Genomic DNA, 26,146 nt, shown 5'->3' with positions numbered 1-26,146 from the left:
GCATCGTCGCCGCGTCCCGCCCGCCGTCGACGCCGACCACGCCGACCCAGACCGCGTCACCGCAGACCACCGCCACAGGAGGCCACATGTCCACGCCCCGCACTACCGTCGCCGATGCCATCGGCCGCACGCTCGCCACGCTCGGCGTGCAACACGCCTTCGGCGTGGTGGGCAGCGGGAATTTCACCGTCACGAACGCGCTCGTCGAGAACGGCGTCCCGTTCACCGCCGCCCGGCACGAGATGGGCGCCGCGTGCATGGCCGACGCCTACGCGCGGATGAGCGACACCGTCTCGGTGCTCAGCCTGCACCAGGGGTGCGGCCTGACGAACGCGCTCACCGGCATCGCCGAGGCGGCCAAGAGCCACACGCCCATGGTGGTGCTCACGGGCGACACCGCGATCGGCGACCGGATCTCGAACTTCGACATCGACCAGGACGCGTCAGCCGCGGCGCTCGGCGCGATCCCGATGCGGGTCGACCGTGCCGAGGATGCCGTGCGGACGACGGCGCGCGCCTACCGCGTGGCGCTCCACGAGCGCGCGACCGTCGTGCTGTCGCTGCCCGTCGACGTGCAGGAGCTCACGGCTCCCGCCGACGAGGTCGCCATTCCCGAGGCGGCGCCCCGTCCCCGGCTCGCGCCGGAGTCGGTCGAGGCTGCCGTGGAACTGCTGGCGGGCGCGCAGCGACCGCTCATCGTCGCCGGCCGCGGTGGCCGTGCGGCCGGCCCCCAGCTGCGCGCCCTCGCCGAGGCCGCAGGTGCGCTGCTCACGACGTCGGCCACGGCGCGCGGCCTGTTCGTGGACGACGACTGGGCGCTCGACATCATGGGCGGATTCTCGACCGAGCCGGCGGCCGACCTCATCCGCGACGCCGACGTCATCGTGGTCTTCGGCGCCGCGCTCACCACCTGGACCACCCGTGGTGGCGATCTCGTCTCGCGGGCAACCGTCGTGCAAGTCGATGATCGCCCCGAGGCATTCGGCCTGCACCGCCCCGTCGACCTCGCGGTGCTCGGCGACGCTGCCGCGGTCGCCGAGGCCATGACGAGCGGGCTGCGCGACCGCGGCGCCTTCGCGACCTCCGAGCATCCGCGCTACCGCACCGCCGAAACCGGAAAGCGCGTACGCGCCGCGAGGTACTGGAGCGAGCAGCCCCACACCCCCGAGCGGACTGTCGGCTTCATCGACCCGGTCGAGCTCATCAACGAGGTCGACCGCCTGCTGCCGCTCGAACGGGTCGTGGCGACCGACGGCGGCAACGTCAACTGCTTCGCGGGCGCGCACCTGCGCGTGCCGGACGAGCACGGCTATTGCCTGCCGTTCGCGTTCCAATCGATCGGCCTCGGGCTCGCAAGCGCGATCGGCGCGGCGATCGCGCAGCCGGACCGACTGCCGGTGCTCGGCACGGGCGACGGGTCGCTCCTCATGACCGGCGTCGAACTCGAAACCGCCGTGCGGCTCGGGCTCGGCATGGTGATCGTCGTGTTCAATGACGCCGCGTACGGCGCCGAGGTGCACCTCTTCGCAGACCAAACCGACCGGCACGGCATCGTGCGCTTTCCCGACACCGACATCGCCGCCATCGCGCGCGGATACGGATGCGAGGGCGCGACCGTGCGCAGCCTTGACGATCTCGGCCCGTTGCACGCGTGGCTCGCCGGCCCGCGCGACCGTCCGATCGTGCTCGACGCGAAGATCACGGGCGCCAAGTCCTGGATGATGGCGCGCGGCCACTGAGGCCGGACGTATCGGGTATTCCGGTCACGATGTCGTCACGGGCTTCCGCCCACCCCAAATTCAGGTAGCCTGATATCCCGAGCGCGGCCGCACGGTTACGCTCGCACCACGGTGCCTCGACGAAGTGGCGCCGACACCATCTCAATGCAGAGTTTGGGGACATCATGTCGTTCACCAGGAAGCGCCTCGCGACCGCCGCGGCCGCAGTGGCCCTCGCAGGACTCGTCGCCGGTTGTTCCGGCGGAGGGGGTGGCGGCGCCGATCAGACGCTCGATCCCGCCAACCCTGTCGCGATCACGGTGGGCACCCTCCCCGCCGGTGACTACGCGCCGCTCTACATCGCCGAGCAGGAGGGCTACTTCGAGGAGGAGGGTCTCGACGTCACCATCGAGATCATCGCGGGTGGCGCCGTCGGCATGACGCAGTTGTACTCGGGCGACCTCGACTTCAGCTCGGCGACCTGGACGAACGTGCTGCTGGCCAACTCGCAGGGTTTCGACATCCAGGTCGTGCGCGAGGGCACCGACTCGAACAAGGAGGGCATCAACGGCCTCATCGTGCAGGCCGACGGCCCGATCGAAGAGGTGGAGGACCTCCGCGGCGAGACCCTCTCGGTCAACACCCTCGGGTCGGCGACCGAGCTGCAGATCCGCGACTGCCTCGCCACCGAAGGTCTCGAGCCCGGCGACTACGAGCTCGTCGAGGTCGCGTTCCCCGACGCAGCCGCGGCCGTCAGCCAGGGCCGCATCGCGGCCGGCTTCGTGCCGGAGCCGTTCATCACGATCGGCTCCGACCAGGGCCTCGAGCCACTCTTCTACGCGTCGACGTGCAACGACGTGCAGCGCACCCTGCCGCTCATCAACTGGACGACTTCGGAGAGCTACGCGAACGACAACCCCGCCGTCGTCGCCGCGTTCAAGCGGGCGATGGATCGCGCGACCGAGCTCGCGATCGAAGACCCGCAGGTCGTCGTCGACATCCTGCCGACCTTCACGACGCTCACGCCCGAGCTCGCCGAGCAGATCGTGCATCCGAGCTTCGTCGAAGACGGCACGCCGAACCTCGACGCCGCGCAGATCACGATGGATCTGATGATCCAGTACGGCCTGATCACCGAGCCGCTCGACGACCTCGCGCAGTACGCCTGGACACCGCCGAGCGAGTAGGCCGGCGACCACCTGGGCGCCGGCCGGATCGCGGGAGCCGCGACTCCCCGCCCCGGCCGGCGCTCATTCGCCCGCGGACCACCTGAGCACCGCCAACCGCACCTCGCAAGAAGGCGTCATGACCGCACCTCCAGCATCCGCCCAGGCCCCGGCGCCAACGCAGCCGACACAGCGCCGCACCGGCCTCTCCGAACGCACGAAGTCCATCCTGTTCGGCGCCATCGGCGTCGTCGTACTCTTCCTCGTCGCCGAGATCGTGTCGCGCAGCGGTATCGTCAGCGAGTTCTTCCTGCCGCCCACTTCCGTCGTGCTCGGCACGACACTCAGCCTCCTCGTCGACCCGCAGTTCCTGTTCGCCGTGCTCTCCACGCTGCAGGCATGGGCCATCGGACTGGCGATCTGCACCATCGCGAGCGTGGCCCTCGGTCTCCTGCTCGGTTCGTCCGACATCGCCTACACGGGCAGCCGCACGCTCATCGAGTTCCTGCGGCCGATCCCGTCGGTCGCGCTCATCCCCGTCGCGATGGTGATGCTTGGCAACGGGCTCGAGATGAAGGTGGGGCTCATCATTTATTCGGCCGCCTGGCCCATCCTGTTCAACACCATCTACGGGATGCACGATGTCGACCCGGTCGCCAAGCTCACGTCGCAGAGCTTCGGCCGCGGCCGACTCTCGACGATGCTGAATGTCTCGTTGCCGAGCGCCCTGCCGTTCATCTTCACGGGCATCCGCGTTTCGGCCTCGGTCGCGCTCATCGTCGCGGTCAGCGCCGAGTTCTTCGGCGGGGCTTCTGAGGGGCTCGGGCGCTGGCTGCTCGAGGCGAGCTCGACCGGCAACCGGCCTGACCTCGTCTACGCGGGCACGATCATCTCGGGCCTCCTCGGCCTCGCGATCAACGCGCTGCTGGCGCTCATCGAGCGGCGATTCCTCGCCTGGCAACCGGCGCTCCGGCAGACGGGCAACTAGGAGGTCGTGATGACAATCGATCGTGATCCGAAGACGAGCATCGTCGGCCTCAAGCAGCGCCCATCGAACCGGCCCGGCCTGCCCGGGTGGCTCAGAAAGCTCGGCGTCTCGGCGCTCGTGCTGGTCGTCTTCCTGGTCGTCTGGGAGATCGCCGGGCGCCTGCTCGGTTCGCCCTTCTTCCCGCCGTTCTCCTCCATCGTCACCCGGTTCTTCGACCTGTGGTTCTCGGGGCCTGCGTCGAGCCTCTTCCTCACCGATCGCGTGGGGAGCGACCTCGTTCCGAGCCTCGGGCGCCTGTTCTCCGGCTGGGCGCTCGGCGCCGCCCTCGGCGTCCTCTTCGGACTGCTGATCGGCAGGTACCGGACCTTCGGCTACTTCGTCGAGCCGTTCGTCCACTTCGCCCGCGCGATTCCGCCTCCCGCGTTGCTGCCGATCTTCTTCATTTTGCTCGGCATCGACAACACGATGATGGTCTCGCTCATCGCGTTCGCCGTCGTGTGGCCGGTGCTGCTCAACACGATCGACGGGGTGCGGGCGGTCGAATCGCTCCACATCGACACGGCGAGCGTGTTCGAGTTCGGCCGCATGAAGGTCTTCTTCAGCATCATGCTGCCGAGCGCGGCGCCGAAGATCTTCGCCGGATTGCGCGTCAGCCTCGCCATCGCCCTCATCGTCATGGTCGTCGCCGAGATGACCTCGTCGTCGGGGCTCGGCTACAACGTCGTCAATGCCCAGCGCACGTACAACTTCCTCGACATGTGGGCCGGCATCCTCGTGCTCGGCATCCTCGGGTACGTGCTCAACACCGTCCTCGCGCTCGTCGAGAACCGGGTCACGCGCTGGCACAAGGGTTCTAGGGAAGGCCTGTCATGACCACCACCGAAACGCCGTCAACCGACCTCCTGACGATCGAGGGCCTCGGCCACACGTACGGGGGCGCGACCCCGTTCACCGCGGTCGGCCACCTCGACTTCACGGTGCCCCAGGGCGCGTTCGTGTCGATCGTCGGCCCGTCGGGCTGCGGCAAGACCACCATGCTGCGATGCATCTCGGGCCTCATGCGGCCCACGCAGGGCACGGTCGCGCTTGAGGGCGCGCCCGTCACCGGCGTGCCGCGCGACCTCGCCCTCGTGTTCCAGGACTACAGCCGATCGCTCTTCCCGTGGCGCACGGTGAGCGGCAACATCTCGTTCGTGCTCGACAAGAACACCCTCTCGTCTGAGGAGCGCAAGGAACGCATCGCCGAGGTGCTGAACGCCGTCGGCCTCGATGGTGCGGGCGGCAAGTACCCGTGGCAGTTGTCGGGCGGAATGCAGCAGCGCGTGGCGATCGCACGGGCCCTCGCCTACCGGCCGAAGATCCTGCTCATGGACGAGCCGTTCGCCTCCGTCGACGCGCAGACGCGCGCCGAGCTCGAGGACCTCATGCTGCGGGTGCGAGACCAGTTCGGCATGACGATCCTGTTCGTCACGCACGACATCGACGAGAGCGTGTACCTCGCCGACCAGGTGCTCGTGCTCTCGAAGTCGCCGTCGACGATCGTCGCCAAGATCGACATCGACCTGCCGCGGCCCCGCGATCAGGTCTCGACGCGCGAGCTTGAGCAGTTCGTGCACCTGCGCAGCGACATCGCGCGCATGATTCGGGAGCAGTCGCAGCTGAAGAAGGCGGCGTAGGGCGGCCGCGGGACGCGGACCGCGTTGCTGCGTCGCTCCGCACCGCAAGGTCTGCGCGATGGGGCACGGATGCTCGAGCAGCGCATCCGGACCCCATCGCGTTTCGCGGCCTACCGCTGGCTGCCGACGGCTCTGCCGACGAATCTGCCGACGAATCGATCTTTGGTCGAACGACCAAAAAGCTGTTAGCGTCTGATCCGACCGCGAGGGGCGCCGTGCACCACGACCCCGTATCGCGTCAGGTCAGTGCGCCGGCGCAGGATGCGTCGGCGCTCATTGCGTCGAAGGAGTCGCGTGTCCGTCACCACCGTGAAGCGCTCAACCGCCCTGCAATCGATCACCGCGGGCCCCGGATTCAACCGGTGGCTCATCCCGCCCGCCGCGCTCGCCGTGCACCTCTGCATCGGCCAGGCGTACGCCACAAGCGTCTACAAGAGCTCGCTCATCGACCACTTCCAGGCCAGCCAGACCGCAATCGGGGTCATCTTCTCGATCGCCATCGTCATGCTCGGGCTGTCGGCCGCCGTGTTCGGCACCTGGGTCGACCGCTTCGGCCCGCGCCGCGCCATGATCGTCGCGGCGATCTGCTGGGCCGTCGGCTTCTTCGTGGGAGCGCTCGGCATCGCGACCGGCCAGCTCTGGCTCGTGTACCTCGGCTACGGGGGCATCGGGGGCATCGGTCTCGGCATCGGCTACATCTCACCGGTCTCCACGCTCATCAAGTGGTTCCCCGATCGGCCGGGCCTCGCGACCGGACTCGCGATCATGGGCTTCGGCGGCGGCGCGATGATCGCGAGCCCGCTGTCGTCGTGGCTGCTCGGCGCGTTCGACCCGGCGTTCGCGACGAACGACGGGGTCGCGACGGGCGACGCGGTCATGAAGCTCTTCCTCACGCTCGGCGCCATCTACCTCGTCGTCATGCTGTTCGGTGCGTGGATCGTGCGCGTGCCCGCGCCCGGCTGGGCTCCGAAGGGCTTCGACCCGGCGGCACTCAAGGCGAAGCCGCTCGTGACCACGTCGCACACGTCGGCGAACAGCGCTCTCCGCACGCCGCAGTTCTGGCTGCTGTGGGTGGCGCTGTTCTGCAACGTGACCGCGGGCATCGGCGTCCTCGAGCAGGCGGCGCCGATGATCCAGGACTTCTTCCGCGACAGCCCGTTCGCCGTGTCGGCGACGGCGGCCGCCGGCTTCGTCGGCCTGCTGAGCCTGTGCAACATGGGCGGGCGATTCGTCTGGTCGAGCGTCTCCGACTTCATCGGTCGCAAGAACATGTACCTCGTGTACCTCGCCGGCGGCGTCGGGCTCTACCTGCTGCTCGCGTTCACGGGGTCGTCCACGGTGGTCGTCTTCATCCTGGTGACGGCCGTGATCATCAGTTTCTACGGCGGCGGATTCGCGACCGCGCCCGCCTACCTGCGCGACCTGTTCGGCACTTACCAGGTCGGCGCGATCCACGGGCGCCTGCTCACCGCCTGGTCGGCGGCGGGCATCGCGGGACCGCTCATCGTGAACGGCGTGCTCGACACGCGCGGCGAGCCCGGCACCCTGCACGCCGGCGACTACCGGCCGGCACTGCTCCTGATGGTCGGCATCCTCGTCGTCGGACTCATCGCCAACCTGCTGATCCGGGCGGTGGCGTCGAAGCACCACGCCGATCCCGAGGTCGTGCGGGCGGCGACCGGGGTGGGCTCGGGGTCGGCGATTTCCGGGGCGTCCGGCGATGGCCCGGATGCCGTGGGCGCGGGAGCGTCGGGTGTCGCGACCGCGACCGGTGCGGCCGCGAAGCCGCGGGTGCCGCCGATCGTCGCATGGATCATCGTCGGCGTCCCTCTCGCCTACGGCGTCGTGCAGACATTCATCAACGCGCTGAAGCTGTTCGAGTAACGGCGGGGCGACCAGGTGGCGACGCGCGAGCTCGAGGAGTTCGTGCACCTCCGCAGCGACATCGCGCGCATGGTCCTCGAGCAATCACAGCTCAAGAAGGCCGCGTAACGCGCGGGGGCGTCCCGCCGCCGGAATCCAGCGATCCTTCGGCTGGGCAGGCAGCGATCGACGTCGGTTAGCCTCGGACCTGCCGCAGCATCAGCGCAGAGACGTACACGGAACGGAGCTCACCATGCAGATCAGGATCACCGATTCGGCCGAGGTCGAGGTCGTCGACGCCGACGATCTGAAGGCCCTCGGGCTCGCCTCGGCGGGCCATCCCCCTCAGAAAGTCGCCGATGCCCTCGAACGGACCGGTCTCGGCCGGGTTGAGGGTGAACACGCGTGGCTCAGCGTCGACGCGTTGCGCGCCGGCGCCCGTGGCGACCGCGGCGACGAGTGGGTGAAGAAGTTCGACGGCATGATCGACTACGCCCGCACGAAGGGCTGGGTCAACGATGCCGGCGAGGTGCGCGCGCACATCGAGTAGCGGCGGGGCACACCCCGAAACGCGAGGGGCCCGGATGCTCGAGCAGAGCATCCGGGCCCCTCGCGCCGTCGGGGGCGGCGACTAGTCCGCGCGGTATTTCGTGCGCGCGTAGTCGTGGTACGGCGCCGGGGCGACGGTGGCGCGGATGCGCACCTGACGGTGGTTGCGGTCGACCTGCGGCTTGTTCGAGATCGGGTCCTCGCCCCACACGACCTCGACCTCGTCACCCTCGGCGACCTCGTTGTCGAGGGTCGCGAGTGACATGTAGAGCTGGTCGTAGGCGACGTACCCGGCGTCGGTCGAGATGCCGACGCGTGCACCGTCCTTCTGCACGTCGTCCATCTGGTAGAAGCCGTAGCGCGCCTTGGGGAAGTCGAGGAACTTCGCGGGCGTGCCCGCCTCGACCTGCGACCGCACGACCATGGCGACGTCCTCGGCGTTCCACAGCAGCGTGGCCTTGCGGCGCGAGGGCGCCTCGGCGATGCGCTCGAGCGCCTCGCGGCCGTGGAAGTCGTGGTCGAAGCGCACCGACCGGCCGAGACCGATGTCATAGGGCGTGAGGTAGTAGTCGTGCACGTCGGTCGAGATGAGCGAGCCCGCGATCGAACCCGCGCGCGCCGCCGGCAGCCATTCGCGGTACTCGGCGAAGTCCTCGTCGAAGATTGCCGGGAAGGGGGTCGGCACCCAGCCCGACACGAGCGGCGACGACGAGTACGCCTTGGCGCCCACGAGGCGGATGTCGAACTCGGCGCCCGCCTCGAGCATCGCGTCACGCACGGCGGGGCCGTCCGCGTAGGCGCCGTAGAACTCGAATCCGGGTTGCCCGGCCATGCCGTGGCGGAGTGCCCGCACGGGCTTGCCCGCGATGGTGAACTCAGCGATGTGGAAGAACTTCACCTCGGGCACGGGGCCGCCGATGAGGCGCTCCATGACGGTGTCGGCGTGCGGGCCCTGCAACTCGTACCGGAAGAACGTCGGGTCGCCCTCGCGCATGTTCGAGTTGGCCTCGAGGCGGGAGTGCACGTCCTTGCCCGCGGCCTCGGCCTTCTCGATGTTGAAGCGCACCCAGTCGATGAGGATGTGGTGGCCGATCAGCACACGCCCCTCTTCGCCCTCGTCGTTGTAGAAGAGGATGCCGTCGCCGACGAGAAAACCGTCCTTGTTCACCGAGATGAGCTGCTTGGCGCGGCCCCGCTTGAAGTTCTTGAACGTGTTCGGCGAGATCGACTCGAGCAGCGCCGTGAGATCGTCACCCCACACGAAGAGCTGCGTCATGTGGTGCGACTGGTCCATGATCGCCACGCTCGCCGACCAGGCGCGCTGCTCGTCGCGCCAGTTCGTGAACTCGGGCTGGATCGGGAAGGTGATCGAGGGCCAGTCCTGGTTGCGCAGCAACTCGACGGGGTTGCCGACTCGGGCGATGGCCTGGGCGAGGGTCTCTGCGGTCATGGTTCGCTCCTGCTCGTTGTCCGCGCAGCGTCTGTGATGCCGCGGCATGCCTGAAGTCTAGGAAGGGGGCAGCAGCGGCGTCGCCCGGTATTCGATTGAACGGAATCGATGCTCGTGCCGCACCCCACGAAAACGCGGGGCCCGGATGCTCGAAGTGAGCATCCGGGCCCCGCGTGCGTTCGCGCCCGCGCCTAGTTGTAGGGGTTCGGCGTGAGCGTGTACTTCGTGTAGAGGTACTCCTCGATGCCCTCGAAGGAGCCCTCCTTGCCGAGGCCCGACATCTTCACGCCGCCGAATGGGGCCGCCGCGTTCGAGGCGACGCCCACGTTGAGGCCCATCATGCCGGCCTCGATGCGGTCGATCATGCGCTGGCCGCGCTTGAAGTCGGTCGTGAAGACGTACGACATGAGGCCGTACTCCGTGTTGTTGGCGAGGCGGACGGCCTCGTCCTCGTCGGCGAACGTGATGATCGGCAGCACCGGTCCGAAGATCTCCTCCTTGAAGATGTCGAAGTCCTCGGCGATGCCGTTGATCACGGTCGGCTCGTAGAACGAGCCGGGGCCGTCGACGGCCTTGCCGCCGGTGACGACGGTCGCGCCCCGCTCGACGGCGTCACCGACGAGCTCGACGACCTTCGTGACGGCCTTGTCCTCGACGAGCGGCCCGATCGTAACGCCCTCTTCGGTACCGCGGCCGACCTTCATGGCGTTGACGCGCTCGGCGAGGCGCTGCGAGAACTCCTCGGCGATGTCTCGGTGCACGATGATGCGGTTCGCCGCCGTGCATGCCTGACCGATGTTGCGGAACTTCGCCGCGAGCACGCCCTCGACGGCGACATCGAGGTCGGCGTCTTCGAAGACGACGCAGGGCGCGTTGCCGCCAAGCTCCATCGAGGTGCGCAGCACGTTCTTCGTCGCCTCCTTCATGAGGCTCTGCCCGACCGCGGTCGAGCCGGTGAAGGAGAGCTTCCGCAGGCGCGGGTCGGCGATGATCGGCGACGAGACGCCCGACGTGTTGCGGGTCGTCACGATGTTGACGACCCCCTTCGGCAAGCCGGCCTCTTCGAGGATCTTCACCATGTAAAGGGTCGTGAGCGGCGTGAGCGACGCCGGCTTGATGACGACCGTGCAGCCGGCCGCGAGCGCCGGCGCGATCTTGCGGGTCGCCATTGCGAGCGGGAAGTTCCACGGCGTGATGAGGAAGCAGGGGCCGACCGGGTGCTTCGACACGATCATCGTGCCGGTGCCTTCCGGGTTGGAGCCGTAGCGCCCGTGCACGCGAACGGCCTCTTCGCTGTACCACCGGAGGAACTCGCCGCCGTAGGTGACCTCACCGTTCGACTCCGCGAGGGGCTTGCCCATCTCGAGGGTCATGATGAGCGCCATCTCGTCACGGCGCTCCTGCAGGATCTCCCACGCCCGGCGCAGGATGTCGCCGCGCACGCGGGGCGCGGTCGCCGCCCACTCGCCCTGCACGGCGACGGCCGCGTCGAGAGCCCGCATGCCCTGCTCCGGCGAAGCGTTCGCCAACCGCGTGAGTTCGTTGCCGTTCGATGGGTCGTTCACGGCGAACGGTTCGCCGTCACCATCGACCCATTCGCCACCGATGAACAACTGACCGGGGACCTTCGCGATGAGCTCTGCTTCGTTGAGATTGGCCATAGGGAACTCTCCTCGTGGTGACTCGATGGTTCACCAACGCTACACCGGCAGCATTCCCCGATTCCCATCCCTGCGCACGATGGAACGTGCCCCTTGTAGTGCACGTGCACAGCCCCCCACTCCCCCTAGGCTTGAGCGCGTCGCGGAGGGGGAACCGCGCCGGTGCGCCAGCCCGCCGACCCGCCCCGCGCACGCCAGACCACCTCAAGGAAGGCTTCTCATGTCAAAGAAGATCGCGCGTGCCGGCGTCATCGGCGCCTCGACCCTGGCCCTGACGCTCGCGCTCAGCGGCTGCTCGCTGCTCGGCGGCGTGCTCGGCGGCGGCGGCGCCGACCGCGGCGACGACGGCCAGGTCACCGAGACGGCCGAAGACAGCGTCTTCGCCGTGCAGGTCGGCGACTGCCTCAACGAGCCCGATGGCACCGAGGTGTCCGACGTCGAGCTCATCCCCTGCGCCGAGCCGCACGACTACGAGGTCTTCGACGAGCTCGAACTGCCCGAGGGCGACTTCCCGAGCGACATCGAAGATCAGGCGAAGGAGTTCTGTGAAGGGGACGCGTTCACCGAGTTCGTCGGCGTCGACTACGGCAGTTCGCAGCTCTACGCGACGTACTTCGTGCCGACGCAGGATGGGTGGGAGCAGCAGGACGACCGCCTCATCCAGTGCATCATCTACGACCAGGAGCCGACCGCCGGCACGCTCGCGGGCTCGAACAAGTAGCCCTCCGCATACGACGACAGGGGTCCTCGCGTCGAGCGAGGGCCCCTGCCGCGCTTCTTGGCGCTGGTGAAGCGACCGGAATGCGCACACGGCTGCACGCCACAATGCGGGCAGCGCAGCGGATTCCGGATATCGCACAAATCTGCGGCACTCTGGCACCATGTGAGCATGACGAACACACGTGCGGATGCTCGGGCAGCGTCGACCACGGGCGCCCGGTCGACGCATTCGCAGACCCTGAGCCGGGGGCTCCAGGCACTCGAACTGCTCGGCGAGGCGAACGGCCCCCTCACGATCGCCGAGGTCGCCGAGGGTCTCGGCCTTCATCGCTCGGTCGTGTATCGGATACTGCGCACACTCGAGGACCACGGGCTCGTCAGCCGCGACGCCTCGGGTCGGCTCCGGCTCGGCCCCGGCATCGCCGCGCTCGCCCGCGGGGTGTCGCGAGGCCTGCAGCAGGTCGCCCAGCCGGAGCTCTCGCGCATCGCCGAGCGGTTCGGGGTGACGGCGTTCGTCGGCGTACTCGACCGCTTCCAGGTCGTCACGCTGCTGAGCGTGGAGCCGCGCGACGCGCACGCGTCGATCGCGCAGCGCCCCGGCACGAGGCACGACGTCAATCGCGGCTCGACGGGCTACGCGGTGCTCGCGGGCATGAGCGACGACGAGCTGGCCTCCGTCGTGGAGTCGGGGCTCGCGGTCGACGAGGAGCGGGTGCGCGAGACCCGCACCCGCGGCTACGCCACCAGTCACGACGAGGTCATTCCCGGCCTGCGGTCGATCGCCGTCCCGATGCCGATCTCGAGCGAGCCGAACCTGCTCGCCATCTCGATCGTGTCGATCGCCGAGCTCGATGACGCGGAACTCGTGGCCGATTCGTTGACGGCGGCCGCTGCGCGCATCGCGCGAGCCGTTTCGTGAGGGCGCGTTCGCGCGCCTTTACGCGACCGCCTCGGCGTTGAGCAGCTCGCGGACGCGGGGGATCACCTCGGTGCCGTACAGCTCGATCGACCGCATCGAATGCTCGTGCGGCAGCGTTCCCGCCGAGTACTTGAGGTCGAACCGGGCAAGGCCGAGCACGCGCACGGCGTGCGCGATTCGCCGGGCGACCGTCTCGGTCGAGCCGACGAAGAGCGCCCCGTGCTCGACCTCCTCCTCGAAGTGCTCGCGCGTCATGCGGCTCCAGCCCCGCTCGCGCCCGATGCGGGCCATCATTTCGATATAGCCCTCGTAGTACTGATCACGCGCCTCCCGGTCACTCTCGGCGACGTGGCCAGGCGAGTGCGCGCCCACCGGGAGATCGACCGGCCGCTCGAACTTCTCGAGCGCTTGGCGGTAGAGCCGCACGAACGGCGCGAAGCGCTCATGACCACCGCCGATGATCGCCAGCATGAGCGGCATCCCGTACTGCGCCGCCCGCACGACCGACTCGGGGGTTCCACCGACGGCGACCCAGGTCTTCAGCGGCCGGTGCTCCAGCCGGGGATACACGGTGACCTCGTCGAGTCGCGCCCGCACGCTGCCTGACCACGAGACCGGCCCGTCGGCCTCGACGAGCTTGGCGAAGAGGTCGAGCTTCTCGGCAAACAGGACGTCGTAGTCCTGGAGGCTGAGCCCGAACAGCCCGAACGACTCGGTGAACGAGCCGCGCCCGACGATCGCCTCGGCCCGGCCGTTCGAGACGGCATCGAGGGTCGCGAACCGCTGGAACACGCGCACGGGGTCGTCGCTCGAGAGCACGGTGACGGCGGTGCCGAGGCGGATGCGTTCGGTCACGGTCGCGATCGCCGCGAGCACGGTCTCTGGTGACGACACCGCGAAGTCGTCGCGGTGATGCTCGCCGATCCCGATGAAGTCGACGCCGACCCGGTCGGCGAGCCGCGCCTGCTCAACGACGTTGCGGATGACCTGAGCCTGCGACAGTGGCTCGCCGTCGAGACCGTCGGTCACGTCACCGAACGTGTCGAGGCCGAGTTCGACCGCTCCGAGAGATGCATTCGCCATGACGCCATCATGGCACGTCTATGCAAACGCAACAACTTTGGATGCGGTCGTGGCGCTTTCATGAGGGCGTCGCGCCATCGCCAACGGGCACCGCCCCCGTTCGCAGTGGAAAAGGGGCGGTGGCCGGGGTGCCGGGAGGAGGTGGCGTGGGTCGTCCGGGATTACTGCGTTCGGGAGCGTCGTCGGAGGCACGCGAGCGCCGTTGCGCCCGCCGCGAGCGCAAGGAGGCCGATGCCGGCGATGCCGAGGTGGTCATCGGAACCGGTCGGAGCGAGCTGGTCGCCGCCGTCGACGGGCTGCGCGGCAGCGGGGTCCGGTTCGACGACGGAGAAGGTTGTCGTTGCTTCGAGGGGAACCGTCGGGCCGCATGCGGACTTGACGGTCTCGCTCTCCGGGGCAGGGCCTAGGGCGCCCGTCGTGCCGTCATCGGCGTCATCGCCCGCGTCGGCGTGGGCGCCGTCGGTGCCGGGGATGCTGTCGGTGCCGTCGTCGCCGCCGGTCTCGCCGGGCGCCTGGGCGTCGTCGTCGCCGTCCGTGCCCGTCGTGGCGGTCGGGGTCGGGGTCATCTCCGGTGGCGTGGGCGTCGGCGCGTCCGAATCGACCGGCGCCAAGCACTCGGGCTCGGCGACGGGCACCTCCTGCGACAGGGTGAGCGTGTAGTGGCCCGGCGTCCAGTCGAGGGTGTTGCCCGTCGTCACCCCGTCGTCGGTGACCTCGACGATCTGCAGCGTGCCGCCGACGGAACCGTCGGCATCAGCCTCGCCGTCAAAGGCGCCGCTCAGCGGACCTTCCACGATGATCCTGACGGGATCACCCGGGACGAAGTTCGTGCCAATGTACTCGACGGTCCCGGTGGTCAGGTACTCGCCCTTGTCGGTCGTTACAGCCGGCGTCGCCTGGCCCGGCGCCTCGGCGCCGTCGGCAGCGCTCGCGAAGGCCTGGGGCGAGGCCGGGGCCATGCCCACCGTAATGCCGCCCGCCACGACGCCGAGCGCCAGCGCGAGCGCGGGGATCCGCCTCGTCGCCCTGCGTCGCGATGTCGCCATAACTGCATATTTCCAGAGCTTTCAGCCGGTGTCGAGGCATTTCCCAGCCGACTCGCGACCTCTATCGATTCGTTACCTCGGCGGCGTCACTGAGGGAGGTCATGGGTGATCCCAGCGAGGACCCTGCCGCAGCGTTCCTGTTGGGCGGAGTGCAGATGTCAGTTCGGCAGCTCGATGTAGCGTTGCGCGACTTGACACCGGAACGGGTCGCCCTCGAGGTAGATTTCGCGCGGCGACCCCGATGGTCGGTATGCACCGCGTGCCGCCGCGTCCCGCACCGCATCGAAGAAGCGGAGGATCGTAGGGAATTGGACCTCGGCGAACGCAACCTCGGCGTAGAACTCCATCCCCTCAGGCTCGACACCGTCGGCGGCAGCCCTGTCGACGATGGGCACGCGGACTTCAATCGGCCCGTCCGACTCCCAGCTCACTTCGCCGTGGTACACGACCATGAGTGGCTGAGCCCGATCGACCGTCGCCCCGGCCCGGTCGAGGAGCCCGGCAGCGCTTCGCTCAATGTGCGCGGGGAGATCGGCTGCGGTTGTTCGAAGTGTGGTCGAGATGAATGCCCGAGGGGTCACAACGCGGCTTTGCACACTCGGCGGGTCCTCGGGCGTCTCCTCATCGGCGAGGCTGCCGGCGAGGCCGTCGAGCAGCACAACAGCGCGTTGATGTGCACGAGTGGTTTCAACGCGGTACGCCTCGATCAACGCACGCCGATGCTGCCCCGTGGAGCCGAGCACCGCGCCGATCCGCTCCAACGGCATCCCCACACGGCGGAGCAACGCGATCGTCCGCGCGCGCTCCGCCTGGGAAGGTCGGTAATAGCGGTAGCCCGTGTACTCATCGACGAAATCCGGAAGGAGAAGACCACGCCGCTCGTACAGTCGAAGCGCCTTCGGTGACAGCCAGGTGAGACGGCTGAACTCCCCGATCGACAGTCTGGCCTTCGCGCTCACTGCAGCAAGTATGCGACTTCGACCGCCCACTTGCTGCGATCAGGCTCGGTCTGCGGGTCGGTCAGGAACTGCTCGGTTCGCGCACGCCAGTGGATGCCGTCGGCCCGTTCCTCGATCGCCAACTCCAGTCCTTGTACGTTGGCCCACTGCCACATCTCTCCGTGCACCCGGCCCAACGTATCTGGGCCACCTTCCGGGCGAGCCACGAGGTAGCGGCCAGCGGGGATGACGCCGGTCTCGAATCCGTCGCCAACCTCCACGACCGCGGCCACCGGAACCGAAACGGTGATGTCCATCGGATCAGCGACCGTTCGCATCCGGTGGTACTGGTAGATCGGTCCACCCTCGGGAATCTCCCCGGCCGCCGCGAGCGCGGCGTAGATCAGCGGGACGTGCGCGTTCACGCGGCCCCAGTGAGCAAGGTCGCCGGTCAAGGAAACTCCGACCCAGGGACGTTCAGCGCGCTCTTCGACAGTGAATGCCGTCATCGGTACTCCTCCTGGTCGCCACCCGGCTCTCGGATGGGCCGGTTCTGAGCACACTGGTTGCCCCAGGGGCAAGGTCAACCCTCGTCACGGCCTCGTGCAGCCTCATGCCGGCCGCACGAGTCGAGCTGGGGAAGAGCACCGCCCCGGGGGAACACGGCATCCCCAACGCCCCGCCGGATGACGGAGAACACGCCACGATCCGCATCACTCTAGGCGAGTACAGCGCAGTTCGATCATGGCGAGAGGAGCGAATCGCCCGCAAGTGTGGGCAAAATGTGGGCACGTCGAGCCGCGATCCGATCGGGGGCGACATGCTGGGCCCATGACCACGTCCGTACGCACTGGCAGGAGCGAGACCCTGCCCCAGTACCTCTCCCCTGCCCAGGTCTGCGAGCGTATCCCGGGCATGACACTCCGGAAGCTCGCGGATCATCGCGAGAAAGGCACCGGCCCCGTCTGGGTCGAGATCGATGCCCGCACGAAGGCGTACGACTGGGCAGACGTGGTCGCCTGGCTCGAGAAGCGAAAGCGATCGCAGACGGACCGGTTCGCTCGTCGACCATAGCGATCTCCATAGACCGTGTCTGTGACTCTGCGCCACCATGGCCTCGTGACCAAGAAGACAGTGACCGTCCCTGTTATTCCAGACCGCGAGCCGCTGATGAACGAACATGAGGTCGCCGCACGACTCGGCGTCCGTGTCGGGCTGCTGCGGGAATGGCGCTACCTGGATTCGAAGGGCAGCCGGAGCCGCGGTCCGAAGTACTTGAAGCTCGGCCGGCTGGTTCGCTACCGCCAGTCCGAGATCGATCGCTACATCGACGAGTGCAGCAGGATCTGATCCGCCCAAGTCTCAGGTGAGGCAGGTCTCTCCAACGGTGAATTGGTCGCGTACCTCATTAGGGCGGGATGAGCCGGCGCCAGATCGGTAAGACTTACCGCACGCCGGATGTCGGTGGTCGGGTGCACGCTGGGCGCATGAACCACGATCAGGACGCAACGCCCGCCGCCAACACCGCACGGAACACCCCTGTGAAATTCGATCGCTACATCGGTCCGAGAGCGCTCGCCGAACGCATCGAACGGTCCGAGAAGACGCTCCGGAACTGGCGGAGCGAGGGCAATGGCCCGCCCTGGTACAAGCGCGAGGGCGTCATCATGTACGACCTCGACGAGGTCACGAACTGGCTCACAGAGAGAGGACACGCGGGCTGATGGCCAGACTCACCGTCCGCGAGGCCGCCGACATTGCTCGGCGCCACCCCGACACGATCCTGAAGGCCTTACAGCGGGGCGAACTCCCAGGCATCCAGCGAGTGCGCGCCGGCAGATGGCTCGTAGAGGATGAAGCCCTCGAGGCATGGGTCAACGGTGTGCCTCAGCAACAGACGACGCTCCGACGTCTCCACGACCACCGGAGGGGCTGACCTTGCTGAACGCATGTACCGCGTCGCGTGCGTCACCGAACTACCTTGATTCGAATCACGGCAGGGCTGCTATGCGAGTCACCTGGGAGGATCGCTATCAACAAAGGGGACTGACAACGGCGTTGAGCGAGGCTCCACTGCACGCGCCGTCGTATGGGTCAGTTCCTAAGAGTCGAATGCGCATCGATGCACTGGGCGCACTCTGGGAGACCGTCGGGTGCGGTTGTAGGCACGAACCAGACGCCGCACAATGCCGGCACCGGCTCGCCATTGATGTACCCCTCAACGATGCTTGGCTTCCTCACATAGTGAGACGTCACACCTAGCAGGAGCGTCCTGTTCGCGATCTCTTCCGGTAACTCGCCTGCATCGGCACACTGCCGACTAGCATCCACGGTTTCTGGGGCTACGAGTGCAGACCAGATTTGCCCATCGGCGGCGCCGGGCGTGACACGCCATTCATCCGACGCGGTATTCAAGGTGCTGCGCAGCGTGTCGATCCCGAGGTTAGCAACCGCTTGGTGCTCGCGCTCTGGAGCTGTGAACGACAAGACCGCCTCCACAAGCTGGTCACTACCGTCGCTCGCGACGCCCACGTCGATGGTGAGGTGAAAAAGTAGCTCGTCCGAACCCACCTTTGGGTTGGCCACATGCACCATCGTGGACTCTTGGCGGGTGAGGCTCTCGTGCACGCCGATGAGCACGGCAAGACGTAGTTGGGCCTTCCATGCTTCCAATGAAGCAACTGTGGCCTCGACTTCCTGCAACCGACGGTCATCCTCGCTCGGCAAGTAGCGGCCTGCACCGTGCCGTTGGAGCCGCTGTGTGAATTGAGCGTAGAAGTCTCGATCATCCTTGGCTACCCGAAGGCCTCCCGCACAGAGCCAGACCTCGCGACGCTCGCGGCCTGGACATTCCACGTCTGTCGCCGCTCCCCTCCACCGGGTGGATTTCTGCTTCCACCACATGGGATCGGTTAGGCCGGAGATGCCTTCCCGGCTGATCTCACTGCTGTCATCTGCAAACGCGGCAATGAAGCTGTTCACAAGCGGGTGGTCTGCGCGCCCACCGGGGTGCAATGACTTCATGGCTTCAGCGATCGAACTGGTCGAAGCGCCGTCAAGAATCAGTCGCCGGAGGTTCAGAAACCCTTGCTGTTCGGCATGGTTGCCCCAGTCCGTATTCAGGTCCTCGCAAAGGCACCGCAACGTGACACGTCGATCGAATCCCACTCGACTACCTTAGCTGCGGTGATCCGCATGCCTACATGCTGTCCAGGGCCTCCGAGTAACCCTGGTCGGCGCGAGCAGCCCGCCGGGCGGCGGCCTTGCGGAGTTCCTCCGCCCGTGCCACGTAGTTTCGAAGGTCCGCCATCCTGATCCGACGGTCCTTGGACCCGACGATCGCGCAAGGGAGCGCGCCCGAGTCCAGCACCTTGTACAAGTGCGTGCGGCTAACGCCAAGGATGCGCGCAGCCTGCGACGGCGTCACGTAATCGTCGACACGCGCGACAATCAAGTCACGACCGGTCTCGACACTGCCGACAACAGTCTCGAGAAGACTCCGCGCGGATCCCGCATCCATTGAAGCAGCCATCTGGCGAAGCACAGCCACATCTTCGTCGGGAACGGTCGCAGCAGAAAACGTCAAAGTTGACATGGTTTCCTCGCCTTAATAAGCATGCCCACCGCTCAGGTTCGGCAACTGAGACCCGGCGTGCAAGTGTCACAAGTGTCACACAGTGCGTGACACGGAGGCAACACAAGGTCTCCTCACGGGCGTGTCGTCCACATACCGTGCCCGTTCAACATACTTCGCGTTAGGCGCTGATCGCGACTGGGGCCACTTCAAGAAGGAGATCGATCCCATCGCCCCGTCCTACAAGGACAATCCCCAGCTGTGGACCGACTCCCAGTTCGGCCTATAAGGGGCCAGGCCCGAGTTCGCGGGTCCGGCGCCGCATCTCCCCGGCGTGCTGCACGGCCCAGGCGCACGCGCTCGTCGACGTTGGCAAGGCTCTGCACCAAGCCATGTGGCCGTGCTCGTCGGTGCCGTCGTAGTACACGTGCCAGGGCGTTGGGCTCGTCTGGGTGCCTTCGAGGGGGATGAACCGCATCCAGCCGAGCGTGGCGCCGTGCCGCTGAATGCGCCACACCCTCGTGCCGTGCGAGACGGCGGCCGGGTGCGTGACTCGCTCGCGCTCCTCGAGCCGGCGCAGCACATCGCCCGCGCCCGGCCCTTGCTTGCTCATGCGCGGATCGTAGAGCGGGCCGCCGACAGAGAGGTGTGCCCCTCGCGCACGGGGAATGCGGAGGGGCACGGGCCGGTCCGCCAAGGGGATGCGGGTGTCCGGCCGGGGTGGATGGTAGCGGGTGAAGTTGGCGCCTTTGGGAACTAAGAGACACGCCCCTCGCCGCTGCAACCGCCTCAACCAGTCGGCAGGTAGAGCGACCAGACGGACGCCACCGTCGAGATACCGACACCACCGAGCGCGATGATTCCGCCTAGTTTGAAGGATGCGACCGCGTCCCTCAGGGCACTCCGCTTGGCCCAGTAGTCCATAGGCAGCCGCATGTCCTTCAGCCTCGCTCCGTCCGGGTTGAACCCCGACTCCGCAAGCAACTGTCGCAGCGCTGCACTCTCAGCATCCTCGCGCTCCTTCTGCGCCTTCGCGGAATCAGCGTCCCCGCCGAAACTCAGGTCCACGTCAACATGCGACTCATGAGTCTCGGCGACCTTTTCCGCCACACGGAGGTCGCGTCGCGCACGCCCGTACGCAAGGACCGCACCGAAAGCTGTCGCTACGGCGCCGAAGACATAGAGAAGAGCAACGATGTCACGCACGCTATGAGTATGCCTGCGTACAGACCTCTCAACTGTCGCTACTCGCCGCAGACGACGTTGGTAACACCAAATCGCCCCCTCACGGGGCACGCGGTCCGCGGTGTCGCGGTGCGTGCTCTCCCGTGAGGGGGCGCAGTCTCGTGTGGTGGGTCTAGTCGGTTCGAGGGGGCACCTCGATCGGGGTGCGGTCGCCGACTGCCTGCACGGCGTCGGTCGCGCCGGTGGGCTTCAGCAGGCCGTAGTGCACACCGACGGCGGTGACGAACGTGACGAGTCCGATGAGGAGTCCTTGGCCGACGTCGTAGGGCCTGTCGGTCTGGGCGGCGTTGAGGATCTCGGTGAGCAACGACGACACGAGCGCGAGGCCGGCGAGCAGGAGTGCCTTGAGGCCGCTGCTCGTCGAGTGCTTCGTGACGAGGCCGACGACGAGCGGGAGCACGACGCCGATGATGAGCTGCAGGAACAGGACCCAGCTGAACGTGAAGGTCAGCTCTGGTGCGTCGCCGGCAGCATTGGTCGCGAGCGCGACCGCGAGTGGGTGGGTGATGGGCATGGTCAGTTCTCCTTGATGCGGTTGTGGGCGCCCCAGCGGATCGGCACGACGCCGTCCTCCTCGAGGAAGTTGAGGTCGCTCTGGATGGGGCCGAGGTCGGGGGGCTGGTCCATGTGGCGGTCGAGGTGGAGCAGGATGCGGCCGACGGCGCGCATCTTGTCGCGCAGCTGACCGCGGAGGATGTCGAGTTGCTCGCGCAGCGTCGTCACCTTCGCGTCGAGCTCGGTGTAGGCGGCGTTCAGTCGGGCGACCTCCTTGCCGAGCCCGTCGAGCAGGGTCTTGGTGCCCTGCTCGACGATCTCGTCACGCCCGACCGCGCGGTCGCCGCGCATCTTGACGATGACGCCGATGAGACCGAACACGGCTATGACCAGCCCGCCGCCGGTGGTGATGAGGATGGTCAGCACGCCCTCGGAGACACCGAGTGCGGGGGCCGCGAGGGTTACTGTCACGCGGCCCCCTGGCGGTTAATCGGGATCTCGGCGGTCGTGATCTCGCGCACGAGACGGCGGGCGGCTCGACGAGCGTCCCGCCGGCGAAGGGCTTTCGTCACGAGGTATCGCATGCGGCCCTGTGGCGGGATGATGAGACCGCACGCCAGCACGGCGATCGCGTGCCGCTCGCCGACGTCGCCGAGCGCGAGCGTGAGCAGCGCCGAGGGGTACGTGATGAGCATCGCCACCATGACGCCCTTCGAGAAGAGCTCGAGCATCTCCAGTCGGAACACGAGCCCGATGAGGGCGACGATGGCCGACGCGAGCATGACGCCCGCGACCACCTTCATCACTGCCTCGCCCCACACGAGCTGTGTCGCGGGCATCGAGTAGATCAGCCCGAGCGTGGCGAAGGCGATGATGATGAGGTCGTAGATGGGGAGGTCCATCTGGGCAACGAGGTGGTAGTCCCTCTCCCCCTCGGGCTGCGACTCCGGTGCCCACACCGTCGACCGAAGCAGGCGCCGTGCCAGCCCGGTCATCGTCAGGCCTCGAGGCGTCGGGCGAGCTCGTCGGCGATCTCCGCGGCCGTCGACCCGGTCACGGCGCCTTCTGCGATGGCGGCCTGGATGACCGGGGTGAGGTTGTCGGCGATGGACTTGCCGAGCGCGGCCTCGTCGACCTCGACCGGCTCCTTGCCCTGTTCCTCGCGCACCGCGTTCACGATCGCGGTCGCCATGTAGTACGGCGCCCCGGGGTAGCGGATCCGGCCGGCGAGCACGTCGTCGACCTTCTTCTCGAGACGCTGCGCGATCTTGATGATCGCGTCCGTCTTGTAGTAGTAGCCGCCTGACGTGTTCACGAGCGAGTCGTGAACGGCCTTCTGCGCGGTCTCGTTCAGTGCCATGAGAAACCCTTCTTCCTGAATCAGTGACGTGTTGGTGCCGCGGGAGACGTACTCCGCGACCTGGGATGCGGTGAGGTTGATGCCGGTGAAGTCGAAGTGCCACGGCTCGCCGAAGTTGCGCCCCGTCCACTCCCACCCGAATAGGGGTGCGGTCGCCGCGACCCACGCATGCTCGGCCGTGGCTGATGACGTGATCGGCCAGGCGAGATCGACCGCGAGTCCCCATCCGTGATTCGACGTGCCGGGTTGCGCGGCGACGGTCCATCCGGGGCGCCGGTTGATGTACCGGTCCCAGTAGTAGTTCTGCATCGCGATTGACCGCATGCCCTCGGATGCTGCGAGGGGCTTCCCGAACTGCCGCTGGTAGTGCCAGGCGAGTGCGTCGAGTGCGCCGGCCGCTTCCGCCCGAAGGTCCACGCCGAGCGCTCGCCCGGTCGCGTTGCGCCAGTCCCCGTTGGGGTATCCGATGTTCTTCGTGACCATCACAGCTCCTGCACGAGCGCCCGGTAGACGGCCTGCTGCTGCGTGTCCGACAGGGCCGACAGGAAGTCGGCCGCCGTCAGGTCCGCCCCGGCGAGCCGCTGCCGCCACACAGCGGCCTGGCGTACGAGGTCGTCCCCGTATGACTGGGCGCCGTTGTAGGCGGTGCCGGCGCGGCGGATGCCCGCGTCGGAAAAGTCCCCGCCCAGGTAGCCCGCGAGGAGCCGCAGGCCGAAACGGATGTTCTGGAGCGGGTCGGTCAGGTCGACGCCTTCTCGGTCGGCCTGCGTGAAGAACCCCTTCCAGGTGATCTGTGCGGGCCCGACACCGTTGGAGGTGTGCCCGGCTGCGATGAGGCGCCGGAACTCGGCGTACTTGGCCGGCGTGACTTCGCCGGCACCGCGCATCGCCCCGCCGACGTCGTGGCCGAACACGTTCCGGCCGTTCGACTCCTTCGCGATCACCGCGGCGCCCAGCCATACCGGGATGCTGACCTCGAGCGACGCGCGCACGGTCGCGGCCGCGTTCTGCTGGCCGTGCGCGGCCATGATCTCGACTGCTGTCGCCATCAGCGACCTCCCTCTCTGGGAATGCGAAAGCCCCGGCCTAGTGGCGCGGGGCGTTGTGATGTAGATCTATGCGAGTGAACAGCTATACGAGCACCGCGGACGAAAGGCACTCGGCGTCGGCCGCCACGTCTCTATTAGTCGCGGTTGGCCGTCAGATCTCTCCCGTCTTCCTGCAAGAGCCAAGTGGGGGCACCTTGCGGGTCGACGTGGCGAGCGGGATCTACATGGCTGCCCAGACCGCCGCGCTTCACAGAGCCGTCGCTACCGATCACCTCGCTGCCTTCAGCACTTTGCTGAGCGCGCCCACCGAGCACGGGCCGAGTCTCGCCACTCTCGTCAGGAGCTGCGCCGAAACGTGGAGCCGTGCCTGGTGGATCATTACTGCCCCGGACTGGCCCCAAGCCGAGTATCGCGCGAGGGCAATGAAAGTAGACGAATTGATTGCCGGCCATCGCCGAGGAATCCGCCTTTTGTCAGGTGAATCGATGGAAGACGCTACTGCCAGGGCCTCTGCAGAGCGAGAATCAGTTCTTGCTGTTGGCGCTCAGCCCGAACCGGTCCCTCGATACACGAAATTGACAAAGGATCTCTTCGTGGCATTGGGGAAATCGGATGACGATGCAGCAGCGCTTTATTCGCACTTGTCCGGGGTGGCACATGGGGAGTCTGTGTTCACGGAATCCCTTTCAGACAAGCCTCCCCAGAATGGCGCATCTGGGCTCGCCCTTCCACGGCAGAATCTCCGCACCTACGGCTCAATGATGCACGGCATCACTTTCATCGGTACGATTCGGCTTCTGAAAGCTTGGGGGGCGCCTTCGGACATCGTCGATGCATATTTCAATGCGGCGAAGAGGGCCGGGGACATGCTGCCCAAGGACACCGCCGTTTGACTCGACCTGGTGCGTGACCGCCCGCATGCGGGCGGAGCTTCTCGCGACCCGGTCGGGGATGCTGGGGCCGGACTGGCCGACGGTCCTCCCCCGGAAGCCCGTCTAGCCGGCCTGCTCTTCCTCGTCGAGCGGCGTGAGTGCCGCGGCGAGCTCGGCGGGGTCGCCACCGTCACCCGCGTACTGCCGCGCGAGGTCAGCGACCTGCCCCGGTATCGACGCGAGCCGTGCTCGGCGTTCCTGCTCACACAGCACGTCCACACGGAGCGCGTTGAGCTCGTCGTCCTCGAGGGCAGTGAGATCGGTCATGGCGAGTCCTCTCGTGGGTGACTACTTCGGTGCGCCGGGGAGAACAGTCGGCGGGGGTGCGTCGGTGCTCCACGACGCTTCGGCGCCGTAGAGCGTCGTCTGCGCCGGCAGGTAGCTGTCTCTGATCGAGCGGATACGAACGACGCTCACGCCGACCTCGACCGAGGCCGCGACAATCGCGCTCGCCGCCGCGCCAGCGCGGGCGATGAGGGGCACGACTGGGTACGGCATGCCCGTCGTCGATCCACGGAATCCGACCGGCGATGTGAACTCGACCGCATCAGCCGTCATCCTCGCGGCGACGATCGACATCTCCACGCGGTCGAGCTTGCGGCGCATGAAGATTCCGCCCTCATAGATCGAGTGGCCCGGCTCTAGTCCGGCGGGCATCGTGCCGAACGTCACTTGACCTTGAGCCCACCGGACAAGCGCCCGCCATCCGGTGTCACCGAAGACGATGGTCCATCCGGTCGTTCCGGTGCCGGCGATCTTGAGCCACCGCCACATGCCCGCAGTCCCGAGCTGGTCGGTGTAGTAGGTGCCGGGCGGGGCAGCGACGACGCCCTCGGGTGAACCTGTGCCGCGCAGCTCGTACGGGGTCTCGGCGACGGCGCGCAGGGTCGGGGCGCTCATGACGCCCCGCCCGACGTCAAGCCGGCAACCCCGGCAGCACGGTCGGCCACGGGTCGGTCGTGAAGAAATTCACAGTCAGGTCGCGCCACGCGGCGGGAGACGTCGTGTTGTTGCACTGGACGGCTCCGCCGATCGCGCGGCCATAGATCGGAAGCGTCCCCGACCCGATATAGGCGGACGCCGCCGCCCGTCCCGTCGCCTTGAACCCGGTGGGGAGAACCGCCAGCGAGGTCGACGTCCCGGGCACGAGCCCCTCTCCCTGCACACTCACCAGGGCGCCAATCCGTCGAATGCGCAGTCCGGGGTGCCCGGGTGAGGCCGTCCACCCGTTCTCGAGCAGGCCGGTGATATCGCGCCAGCCCGTGTCCGGTAGCGACGCTTGCAGCGTGGGGGCGCTCATGCGAGCCGCCCCGCGAGGTCAGCCCGGCGTGCCGGGAAGGACCGTCGGCCAGGGATCGGCCGTACGGAACGTGACCTCTCCTTGCAGCCCCCTCGAGGGTCGAACAAGCGAGATACCGCCCGTGCCGATCCCGAGGTTCCACCAGACCGCTGAGCCGAAGACGCTGATGGCCTGAATGTTGAGTGCGTTGTTCGATAGCCCCACGAACCCCGAGATACGTGACGAGCGCACGAGCATGATGCCCCGGAATCCGCCGGGGAGCGTGACGATATGCCCCGACCCGCTCCCGGCCACGAGCAGCACGTCCTCGAGGAACAGGGTGACGAAGTCGCCGGTGCGGCGAACATGAAACTGCCCCGACGTGACGAGTGGATGGGCCACAGGATCGGCCGGGAAGACCCGCCACCCCGTGTC

Annotated in this window: 33 protein-coding genes; 14 read left to right on the top strand and 19 right to left on the bottom strand. The window is 67.6% G+C overall.

Going from position 1 to position 26,146, the window contains the following annotated elements; translation table 11 throughout:
* Positions 1–86: 86 nt before the first annotated feature.
* The 7 genes from F8O04_RS12340 (at position 87) to F8O04_RS12310 (ending at position 7,961) form a co-directional block, all read left to right on the top strand.
* Entirely contained in the window at positions 87–1,739 is a 1,653-nt protein-coding gene (locus tag F8O04_RS12340) for a thiamine pyrophosphate-binding protein (RefSeq protein ID WP_158029698.1), read from the top strand.
* Positions 1,740–1,903: 164 nt separating this feature from the next.
* Positions 1,904–2,905, top strand: a complete 1,002-nt coding sequence (locus F8O04_RS12335) for an ABC transporter substrate-binding protein (RefSeq protein ID WP_158029697.1) — start codon at positions 1,904–1,906, stop codon at positions 2,903–2,905.
* A 118-nt stretch (positions 2,906–3,023) separates the two neighbouring features.
* Positions 3,024–3,872 (top strand): ABC transporter permease, encoded by an 849-nt coding sequence (locus F8O04_RS12330; RefSeq protein WP_158029696.1) that lies wholly within the window; start codon positions 3,024–3,026, stop codon positions 3,870–3,872.
* Positions 3,873–3,881: 9 nt separating this feature from the next.
* On the top strand, positions 3,882–4,745 hold the full coding sequence (locus tag F8O04_RS12325; protein ID WP_158029695.1) for an ABC transporter permease: 864 nt from the start codon (positions 3,882–3,884) through the stop codon (positions 4,743–4,745).
* Positions 4,742–5,548 carry an ABC transporter ATP-binding protein gene (locus F8O04_RS12320; protein ID WP_158029694.1) on the top strand — a complete coding sequence of 269 codons (807 nt, stop codon included), beginning with the start codon at positions 4,742–4,744 and terminating at the stop codon, positions 5,546–5,548. Before F8O04_RS12325 ends, F8O04_RS12320 begins: the two co-directional genes overlap by 4 nt.
* 294 nt (positions 5,549–5,842) lie before the next feature.
* Positions 5,843–7,432, top strand: coding sequence for an OFA family MFS transporter (locus tag F8O04_RS12315; protein ID WP_225735049.1), 1,590 nt, complete (start codon positions 5,843–5,845; stop codon positions 7,430–7,432).
* A gap of 232 nt (positions 7,433–7,664) precedes the next feature.
* The gene (locus F8O04_RS12310) at positions 7,665–7,961 is read left to right on the top strand and encodes a hypothetical protein (RefSeq protein ID WP_158029693.1); all 297 of its coding nucleotides are present in this window, start codon (positions 7,665–7,667) and stop codon (positions 7,959–7,961) included.
* An 81-nt stretch (positions 7,962–8,042) separates the two neighbouring features.
* Here F8O04_RS12310 and F8O04_RS12305 read toward each other — a convergent pair whose 3' ends face one another.
* Both F8O04_RS12305 and F8O04_RS12300 read right to left on the bottom strand, forming a co-directional pair.
* Positions 8,043–9,410, bottom strand: coding sequence for an aminomethyltransferase family protein (locus F8O04_RS12305; protein WP_158029692.1), 1,368 nt, complete (start codon positions 9,408–9,410; stop codon positions 8,043–8,045).
* A 191-nt stretch (positions 9,411–9,601) separates the two neighbouring features.
* A complete protein-coding gene (locus F8O04_RS12300; protein ID WP_158029691.1) occupies positions 9,602–11,071 on the bottom strand; it encodes an NAD-dependent succinate-semialdehyde dehydrogenase in 1,470 nt (489 codons plus the stop codon).
* A gap of 220 nt (positions 11,072–11,291) precedes the next feature.
* Between F8O04_RS12300 and F8O04_RS12295 the strand changes: the two genes are divergently transcribed.
* A complete protein-coding gene (locus F8O04_RS12295; RefSeq protein ID WP_158029690.1) occupies positions 11,292–11,792 on the top strand; it encodes a septum formation family protein in 501 nt (166 codons plus the stop codon).
* 168 nt (positions 11,793–11,960) lie between these two features.
* Positions 11,961–12,710 (top strand): IclR family transcriptional regulator, encoded by a 750-nt coding sequence (locus F8O04_RS12290; RefSeq protein ID WP_158029689.1) that lies wholly within the window; start codon positions 11,961–11,963, stop codon positions 12,708–12,710.
* Between the two features lie 18 nt (positions 12,711–12,728).
* Here F8O04_RS12290 and F8O04_RS12285 read toward each other — a convergent pair whose 3' ends face one another.
* The 4 genes from F8O04_RS12285 to F8O04_RS12270 all read right to left on the bottom strand — a co-directional run bounded on the left by F8O04_RS12285 (position 12,729) and on the right by F8O04_RS12270 (position 16,286).
* Positions 12,729–13,793, bottom strand: coding sequence for an LLM class flavin-dependent oxidoreductase (locus F8O04_RS12285; protein ID WP_158029688.1), 1,065 nt, complete (start codon positions 13,791–13,793; stop codon positions 12,729–12,731).
* Positions 13,794–13,954: 161 nt separating this feature from the next.
* A complete protein-coding gene (locus F8O04_RS12280) occupies positions 13,955–14,839 on the bottom strand; it encodes a hypothetical protein (RefSeq protein WP_158029687.1) in 885 nt (294 codons plus the stop codon).
* A 158-nt stretch (positions 14,840–14,997) separates the two neighbouring features.
* The gene (locus tag F8O04_RS12275; RefSeq protein WP_188726435.1) at positions 14,998–15,798 is read right to left on the bottom strand and encodes a MerR family transcriptional regulator; all 801 of its coding nucleotides are present in this window, start codon (positions 15,796–15,798) and stop codon (positions 14,998–15,000) included.
* Positions 15,795–16,286: a GyrI-like domain-containing protein gene (locus F8O04_RS12270; protein ID WP_158029685.1), complete on the bottom strand. Its 492-nt coding sequence runs from the start codon at positions 16,284–16,286 to the stop codon at positions 15,795–15,797. The genes F8O04_RS12275 and F8O04_RS12270 overlap by 4 nt, the downstream gene beginning before the upstream one ends.
* Before the next feature lie 322 nt (positions 16,287–16,608).
* Between F8O04_RS12270 and F8O04_RS12265 the strand changes: the two genes are divergently transcribed.
* The 4 genes from F8O04_RS12265 (at position 16,609) to F8O04_RS12250 (ending at position 17,713) form a co-directional block, all read left to right on the top strand.
* The gene (locus tag F8O04_RS12265; protein WP_158029684.1) at positions 16,609–16,851 is read left to right on the top strand and encodes a helix-turn-helix transcriptional regulator; all 243 of its coding nucleotides are present in this window, start codon (positions 16,609–16,611) and stop codon (positions 16,849–16,851) included.
* Between the two features lie 45 nt (positions 16,852–16,896).
* Positions 16,897–17,127 (top strand): helix-turn-helix transcriptional regulator, encoded by a 231-nt coding sequence (locus F8O04_RS12260; RefSeq protein WP_225735048.1) that lies wholly within the window; start codon positions 16,897–16,899, stop codon positions 17,125–17,127.
* Positions 17,128–17,264: 137 nt separating this feature from the next.
* Positions 17,265–17,501, top strand: coding sequence for a hypothetical protein (locus tag F8O04_RS12255; protein ID WP_158029683.1), 237 nt, complete (start codon positions 17,265–17,267; stop codon positions 17,499–17,501).
* Positions 17,501–17,713: a helix-turn-helix domain-containing protein gene (locus F8O04_RS12250; protein ID WP_158029682.1), complete on the top strand. Its 213-nt coding sequence runs from the start codon at positions 17,501–17,503 to the stop codon at positions 17,711–17,713. The genes F8O04_RS12255 and F8O04_RS12250 overlap by 1 nt, the downstream gene beginning before the upstream one ends.
* 158 nt (positions 17,714–17,871) lie before the next feature.
* Here the strand turns inward: F8O04_RS12250 and F8O04_RS12245 are convergent, their stop codons facing one another.
* From F8O04_RS12245 to F8O04_RS14890, 9 genes are all read right to left on the bottom strand, one after another.
* Positions 17,872–18,945, bottom strand: a complete 1,074-nt coding sequence (locus tag F8O04_RS12245) for a DUF3039 domain-containing protein (protein WP_158029681.1) — start codon at positions 18,943–18,945, stop codon at positions 17,872–17,874.
* Positions 18,946–18,976: 31 nt separating this feature from the next.
* Complete coding sequence (locus F8O04_RS12240) at positions 18,977–19,372, bottom strand: helix-turn-helix domain-containing protein (protein WP_225735047.1); 396 nt, start codon at positions 19,370–19,372, stop codon at positions 18,977–18,979.
* Between the two features lie 262 nt (positions 19,373–19,634).
* Positions 19,635–19,964 (bottom strand): hypothetical protein, encoded by a 330-nt coding sequence (locus F8O04_RS12235; RefSeq protein WP_158029680.1) that lies wholly within the window; start codon positions 19,962–19,964, stop codon positions 19,635–19,637.
* Between the two features lie 176 nt (positions 19,965–20,140).
* Positions 20,141–20,557 carry a hypothetical protein gene (locus F8O04_RS12230; RefSeq protein ID WP_158029679.1) on the bottom strand — a complete coding sequence of 139 codons (417 nt, stop codon included), beginning with the start codon at positions 20,555–20,557 and terminating at the stop codon, positions 20,141–20,143.
* A gap of 151 nt (positions 20,558–20,708) precedes the next feature.
* Positions 20,709–21,110 (bottom strand): hypothetical protein, encoded by a 402-nt coding sequence (locus F8O04_RS12225; RefSeq protein ID WP_225735046.1) that lies wholly within the window; start codon positions 21,108–21,110, stop codon positions 20,709–20,711.
* A 2-nt stretch (positions 21,111–21,112) separates the two neighbouring features.
* Positions 21,113–21,562, bottom strand: a complete 450-nt coding sequence (locus F8O04_RS12220; protein ID WP_158029678.1) for a hypothetical protein — start codon at positions 21,560–21,562, stop codon at positions 21,113–21,115.
* Positions 21,559–22,086, bottom strand: coding sequence for a hypothetical protein (locus tag F8O04_RS12215; RefSeq protein WP_158029677.1), 528 nt, complete (start codon positions 22,084–22,086; stop codon positions 21,559–21,561). The genes F8O04_RS12220 and F8O04_RS12215 overlap by 4 nt, the downstream gene beginning before the upstream one ends.
* 2 nt (positions 22,087–22,088) lie before the next feature.
* A complete protein-coding gene (locus tag F8O04_RS14895) occupies positions 22,089–22,934 on the bottom strand; it encodes a M15 family metallopeptidase (protein WP_188726434.1) in 846 nt (281 codons plus the stop codon).
* Entirely contained in the window at positions 22,934–23,500 is a 567-nt protein-coding gene (locus F8O04_RS14890) for a hypothetical protein (protein WP_188726433.1), read from the bottom strand. Before F8O04_RS14890 ends, F8O04_RS14895 begins: the two co-directional genes overlap by 1 nt.
* A 224-nt stretch (positions 23,501–23,724) precedes the next feature.
* On the opposite strand from F8O04_RS14890, the gene F8O04_RS12205 reads away from it, so the two are divergent.
* On the top strand, positions 23,725–24,393 hold the full coding sequence (locus tag F8O04_RS12205) for a hypothetical protein (protein ID WP_158029675.1): 669 nt from the start codon (positions 23,725–23,727) through the stop codon (positions 24,391–24,393).
* A gap of 102 nt (positions 24,394–24,495) precedes the next feature.
* Here F8O04_RS12205 and F8O04_RS12200 read toward each other — a convergent pair whose 3' ends face one another.
* The 4 genes from F8O04_RS12200 to F8O04_RS14885 form a co-directional block, all read right to left on the bottom strand.
* Positions 24,496–24,699 (bottom strand): hypothetical protein, encoded by a 204-nt coding sequence (locus F8O04_RS12200; RefSeq protein ID WP_158029674.1) that lies wholly within the window; start codon positions 24,697–24,699, stop codon positions 24,496–24,498.
* A gap of 21 nt (positions 24,700–24,720) precedes the next feature.
* Entirely contained in the window at positions 24,721–25,332 is a 612-nt protein-coding gene (locus F8O04_RS12195) for a hypothetical protein (protein ID WP_158029673.1), read from the bottom strand.
* A gap of 16 nt (positions 25,333–25,348) precedes the next feature.
* A complete protein-coding gene (locus F8O04_RS12190; RefSeq protein WP_158029672.1) occupies positions 25,349–25,732 on the bottom strand; it encodes a hypothetical protein in 384 nt (127 codons plus the stop codon).
* An 18-nt stretch (positions 25,733–25,750) separates the two neighbouring features.
* Positions 25,751–26,146: hypothetical protein (locus F8O04_RS14885; protein ID WP_192497429.1), on the bottom strand; the 396-nt coding region annotated here is incomplete at its 5' end.

The organism is Pseudoclavibacter endophyticus (genome assembly GCF_008831085.1).
GTDB lineage: Bacteria > Actinomycetota > Actinomycetes > Actinomycetales > Microbacteriaceae > Pseudoclavibacter > Pseudoclavibacter endophyticus.
This window is presented reverse-complemented; position numbering and strand designations above follow the sequence as displayed.

Coding starts and splice junctions, on each gene's coding strand:
- F8O04_RS12340 (WP_158029698.1), top strand. CDS start 87: ATGTCCACGCCCCGCACTACCGTCGCCGATGCCATCGGCCGCACGCTC.
- F8O04_RS12335 (WP_158029697.1), top strand. CDS start 1,904: ATGTCGTTCACCAGGAAGCGCCTCGCGACCGCCGCGGCCGCAGTGGCC.
- F8O04_RS12330 (WP_158029696.1), top strand. CDS start 3,024: ATGACCGCACCTCCAGCATCCGCCCAGGCCCCGGCGCCAACGCAGCCG.
- F8O04_RS12325 (WP_158029695.1), top strand. CDS start 3,882: ATGACAATCGATCGTGATCCGAAGACGAGCATCGTCGGCCTCAAGCAG.
- F8O04_RS12320 (WP_158029694.1), top strand. CDS start 4,742: ATGACCACCACCGAAACGCCGTCAACCGACCTCCTGACGATCGAGGGC.
- F8O04_RS12310 (WP_158029693.1), top strand. CDS start 7,665: ATGCAGATCAGGATCACCGATTCGGCCGAGGTCGAGGTCGTCGACGCC.
- F8O04_RS12305 (WP_158029692.1), bottom strand. CDS start 9,410: ATGACCGCAGAGACCCTCGCCCAGGCCATCGCCCGAGTCGGCAACCCC.
- F8O04_RS12300 (WP_158029691.1), bottom strand. CDS start 11,071: ATGGCCAATCTCAACGAAGCAGAGCTCATCGCGAAGGTCCCCGGTCAG.
- F8O04_RS12295 (WP_158029690.1), top strand. CDS start 11,292: ATGTCAAAGAAGATCGCGCGTGCCGGCGTCATCGGCGCCTCGACCCTG.
- F8O04_RS12290 (WP_158029689.1), top strand. CDS start 11,961: ATGACGAACACACGTGCGGATGCTCGGGCAGCGTCGACCACGGGCGCC.
- F8O04_RS12285 (WP_158029688.1), bottom strand. CDS start 13,793: ATGGCGAATGCATCTCTCGGAGCGGTCGAACTCGGCCTCGACACGTTC.
- F8O04_RS12280 (WP_158029687.1), bottom strand. CDS start 14,839: ATGGCGACATCGCGACGCAGGGCGACGAGGCGGATCCCCGCGCTCGCG.
- F8O04_RS12270 (WP_158029685.1), bottom strand. CDS start 16,286: ATGACGGCATTCACTGTCGAAGAGCGCGCTGAACGTCCCTGGGTCGGA.
- F8O04_RS12265 (WP_158029684.1), top strand. CDS start 16,609: ATGACCACGTCCGTACGCACTGGCAGGAGCGAGACCCTGCCCCAGTAC.
- F8O04_RS12255 (WP_158029683.1), top strand. CDS start 17,265: ATGAACCACGATCAGGACGCAACGCCCGCCGCCAACACCGCACGGAAC.
- F8O04_RS12250 (WP_158029682.1), top strand. CDS start 17,501: ATGGCCAGACTCACCGTCCGCGAGGCCGCCGACATTGCTCGGCGCCAC.
- F8O04_RS12240 (WP_225735047.1), bottom strand. CDS start 19,372: ATGTCAACTTTGACGTTTTCTGCTGCGACCGTTCCCGACGAAGATGTG.
- F8O04_RS12235 (WP_158029680.1), bottom strand. CDS start 19,964: ATGAGCAAGCAAGGGCCGGGCGCGGGCGATGTGCTGCGCCGGCTCGAG.
- F8O04_RS12225 (WP_225735046.1), bottom strand. CDS start 21,110: ATGCCCATCACCCACCCACTCGCGGTCGCGCTCGCGACCAATGCTGCC.
- F8O04_RS12215 (WP_158029677.1), bottom strand. CDS start 22,086: ATGACCGGGCTGGCACGGCGCCTGCTTCGGTCGACGGTGTGGGCACCG.
- F8O04_RS14895 (WP_188726434.1), bottom strand. CDS start 22,934: ATGGTCACGAAGAACATCGGATACCCCAACGGGGACTGGCGCAACGCG.
- F8O04_RS14890 (WP_188726433.1), bottom strand. CDS start 23,500: ATGGCGACAGCAGTCGAGATCATGGCCGCGCACGGCCAGCAGAACGCG.
- F8O04_RS12205 (WP_158029675.1), top strand. CDS start 23,725: ATGGCTGCCCAGACCGCCGCGCTTCACAGAGCCGTCGCTACCGATCAC.
- F8O04_RS12200 (WP_158029674.1), bottom strand. CDS start 24,699: ATGACCGATCTCACTGCCCTCGAGGACGACGAGCTCAACGCGCTCCGT.
- F8O04_RS12195 (WP_158029673.1), bottom strand. CDS start 25,332: ATGAGCGCCCCGACCCTGCGCGCCGTCGCCGAGACCCCGTACGAGCTG.
- F8O04_RS12190 (WP_158029672.1), bottom strand. CDS start 25,732: ATGAGCGCCCCCACGCTGCAAGCGTCGCTACCGGACACGGGCTGGCGC.